Source organism: Streptomyces sp. ICN903, from assembly GCF_022015835.1.
GTDB classification, from domain to species: domain Bacteria; phylum Actinomycetota; class Actinomycetes; order Streptomycetales; family Streptomycetaceae; genus Streptomyces; species Streptomyces fenghuangensis.
In genome coordinates, this window is record NZ_JAKMAY010000424.1 from 1 (window position 1) to 3,915 (window position 3,915).

The 3,915-nt window shown below is 74.7% G+C and carries 2 protein-coding genes and 2 pseudogenes; all 4 read left to right on the forward strand.

Annotation, left to right across the window (positions count from 1 at the left end):
* Positions 1–313 (forward strand): annotated as a pseudogene (locus L7D48_RS27055) (SAM-dependent methyltransferase); the annotation flags it as partial.
* A gap of 85 nt (positions 314–398) precedes the next feature.
* On the forward strand, positions 399–1,235 hold the full coding sequence (locus tag L7D48_RS27060; RefSeq protein WP_237883458.1) for a M55 family metallopeptidase: 837 nt from the start codon (positions 399–401) through the stop codon (positions 1,233–1,235).
* Positions 1,228–2,556 carry a M20/M25/M40 family metallo-hydrolase gene (locus tag L7D48_RS27065; RefSeq protein WP_237883460.1) on the forward strand — a complete coding sequence of 443 codons (1,329 nt, stop codon included), beginning with the start codon at positions 1,228–1,230 and terminating at the stop codon, positions 2,554–2,556. Before L7D48_RS27060 ends, L7D48_RS27065 begins: the two co-directional genes overlap by 8 nt.
* A 98-nt stretch (positions 2,557–2,654) precedes the next feature.
* Positions 2,655–3,915, forward strand: a pseudogene (locus L7D48_RS27070) (S9 family peptidase); the annotation flags it as partial.

Sequence of the window (3,915 nt, forward strand, 5' to 3'; positions counted from 1 at the left end):
CGAGGCCGAAGCGGCCCTGGCGCAGGGGGCGGGCGCCGCCCACCCCACCGAGCTGCCCGGCTCCCTCGACACCCCCGGCCTCCTCGGTCCGCCGCACCCGCAGGGCGCCCCGCAGGCCCCCGGGCGGGAACCGGCCGCATCCGCCGCAACCGCCGAACCGGCCGAACTCACGGAACAGGCCGCGCCGTTCACCGCGGCCGGACTGCGGGTGCTCGCCGGGGGCTCGCTGCCGCTGTCCACGACCGGCTTCGAACCGGACGGCTCACGCCTCGACCTGCCGTCGAACTGGCTGGTGGTGGGCCGGGGCGACTGACGCCAAAGGCGTGGACCGGTGACACCGGCCCGGCGCTCCACCCTGCTCTTTGACGCCGCCCGGGCTGGGCGTAACGTGGCCTTCCATGACGAAGATCCTGATCAGCGCCGACATGGAGGGCGCCACGGGGGTGACCTGGCCCGCCGACGTCCTGCCCGGGACCCCGCAGTGGGAACGCTGCCGCCCGATGTTCACCTCCGACGTGAACGCGGCGATCGCCGGGTTCCTCGACGGCGGCGCGGACGAGGTGCTTGTCAACGAGGCGCACTGGACGATGCGCAACCTGCTGCTGGAGAAGCTGGACGACCGCGCCCAGATGCTCACCGGCCGCCACAAGTCGCTCAGCATGGTCGAGGGCGTCCAGCACGGCGACGTCGACGGCATCGCCTTCGTCGGCTACCACACCGGCGCCGGCGCCGAGGGCGTCCTGGCCCACACCTACCTCGCCAACTCCATCACCGGAGTGTGGCTGGACGGCGAGCGGGCCAGTGAGGGCCGCCTCAACGCCGCTGTGGTGGCCGAGTACGGCGTCCCCGTCGTCCTGGTCACCGGCGACGACCGCACCTGCGCCGACGCCCGCGGCTACGCCCCCGCCGCGCGCGGCGTCGCCGTCAAGGACTACGTCTCCCGCTACGCCGCCGTCTGCCGCACCCCCGCCCGCACCGCCGCCGACATCCGCGCGGCGGCGAAGGAGGCGGCCGCGCTGGCGGTGCGCCACGAGCCCACCGGCCCCCGGCCCCGCGCGATCGAGATCGAGTTCGACGCCGAGCACCTGGCCGGCGCGGCCACCGTCGTGCCCGGCGTGGAGCAGACGGGTGAGCGCCGGGTGGCGTACACATCGCCGTCCATGTACGAGGGGATCCGCACCTTCAAGGCGGTCACCACCGTCGTCTCTGCCGCAGTGGAGGAGCAGTATGGCTGAGCGCATCGACAACCGGGCACTCGACGAGGCGGTCGCCTTCACCTCCGAGCTGATCCGCATCGACTCCGTCAACCTCGGCAACGGCGACGGCACCGAGCGCAAGGCCGCCGAGTACGTCGCCGGGAAGCTGTCCGACGCCGGGATCGAGCCGGTGGTGCTGGAGAAGGTCCGCGGCCGCACCAACGTCGTCGCCCGCATCGAGGGCACCGACCCCTCCGCCGACGCGCTGCTCGTCCACGGCCATCTGGACGTGGTGCCCGCCGAGCCCGCCGACTGGACCGTCCATCCCTTCTCCGGCGAGATCCGCGACGGCGTGGTCTGGGGCCGCGGCGCGGTCGACATGAAGAACGCCGACGCGATGGTCCTCGCGGTCGTCCGCGCCTGGGCCAGGGCCGGGGTGCGCCCCCGCCGCGACATCGTCCTCGCCTTCACCGCCGACGAGGAGGACACCGGCCAGTACGGCGCGGACTTCCTCGCCCGCGAGCATCCGGAGCTGTTCGAGGGCTGCACCGAGGGCATAAGCGAGTCCGGCGCCTACACCTTCCACGCCGGCGGCGGCCTGCAGCTCTACCCGATCGCGGCGGGCGAGCGCGGCACGGCCTGGATGGAGCTGACCGCCAACGGCCGGGCCGGGCACGGCTCCAAGGTCAACCGCGCCAACGCGGTGAGCCGGCTGGCCGCCGCGGTGCACCGCATCGGTGAACACGACTGGCCGGTGCGGCTGTCGAAGACGGTGCGCGCCGCCCTCACCGAGCTGTCCCGCATCCACGGGCTGGACACCCCGGACTTCGACGCACCCGACTTCGACGTGGACGCCCTGCTGGCCAAGCTGGGCCCGTCCGCCAAGCTGGTCGAGGCCACCGTGCGCAACAGCACCAACCCCACCGGACTCAAGGCCGGCTACAAGATCAACGTCATCCCCGGCACCGCCGAGGCGCATGTGGACGGGCGGATGCTCCCCGGCACCGAGGAGGAGTTCACCGCCACCATGGACGAGCTCACCGGCCCGGACGTGGACTGGCAGTTCTACCACCGCGGCCCGGCCCTTCAGGCGCCGGTCGACTCGCGCACCTTCGCCGTGCTGCGCGAGTCCCTGGAGCACTTCGACCCCGACGCCCACGTCATCCCGTTCTGCATGACCGGCGGCACCGACGCCAAGCAGTTCGCGGAACTGGGCATCGTGGGCTACGGCTTCACCCCGCTGAGGCTGCCCGAGGGGCTGAACTACCAGGCGATGTTCCACGGCGTCGACGAGCGCGTCCCCGTGGACGCCCTCCACTTCGGCGTCCGGGTCATGGACCGCGCCCTGTTCGCCCTCTGAGCCCCGGGGCGGCCCCGGGCGGCCCCGGGCCGCCCCGGCCGCGCCCTTCCGCACCCCCTTTTCGAAGAACCCGCCGAGCCCGCGAGGAGCCGCGCACGATGACGTACGCCACCGCCCCGTACGGCACCTGGGAGTCACCGATCGACGCCCACCTGGTCGCCGCGCACGACGGCCACCCCGAGTACGCGGGCACCGTCGGCGCGGAGGTGTGGTGGACCGAGCCCCGCCCCGCCGAGGGCGGGCGGCGGGCGCTGATGAGGCTGCGCCCGGACGGGTCCGGCCCCGCGGAGTCGGTGCTGCCCGAGCCGTGGAACGTCCGCAGCCGGGTGATCGAGTACGGCGGGCGCCCCTGGGCCGGGGCCGCACGCGGGACGGGCGGACCGCTGATCGTCTTCGTCCACCACGCCGACCAGCGGATGTACGTCTTCGAACCGGACGCCCCCGGCGCCGAGCCGCGCCCCCTCACCCCCGTCTCGGCTCTCGGCGAGGGCCTTCGCTGGGCCGACCCGGTGGTGCTGCCGGAGCGGGGCGAGGTGTGGTGCGTACTGGAGGAGTTCACCGGCGGGCGGCCCACCGACGTACGCCGGGTGATCGCGGCCGTCCCCCTGGACGGCTCGGCGGCCTCCGACCGCTCCCGGATCCGCGAACTGACCGGCGACACCGACCGGTTCACCACCGGCCCCCGCCTCTCCCCGGACGGCAGGAGGGCGGCGTGGCTGGTCTGGGACCACCCCCGGATGCCCTGGGACGGCACGGTCGTCCGCCTCGCCGACGTCACCGACGAGGGCGGCTTCGCCGGCGTCCGCGCCGTCGCCGGCGGCGAGCGGGAGTCGGTGGCGCAGGTCGGCTGGGCGGCGGACGGCTCGCTGCTGTACACCGGCGACGCGAGCGGCTGGTGGAACCTGTACCGCCTGGACGCCGGCGCGGCGGGCTCCGACGCCGGCGGGACGGGCACGGCCACCCCCCTGTGCCCACGCGAGGAGGAGTTCGGCGGGCCGCTGTGGAAGATCGGCCACCAGTGGTTCCAGCCGCTGGAGGACGGCACGGTCGCCGTCCTGCACGGCCGCGGTTCCCTGCGCCTGGGCGTCCTGGAGCCGGCCACCGGCGAACTGGCCGACGCCCCCGGCCCGTGGACGGAGTGGGCCCCGACCCTGGCCGCCGCGGGCACCCGCGTCATCGGCGTCGCCGCGAGCCCGCGCGGCGCGTACGAGGTCGTGGAGCTGGACACCTGCACCGGGCACGCCCTGGTCGTCGGCTCCGCCCACACCGACCTGGTCGACCCCGCGTACTACCCCGACCCCGCCGAGCGCGTCTTCCGCGGCCCGGACGGCCGCGAGATCCACGCCCACCTGTACCCCC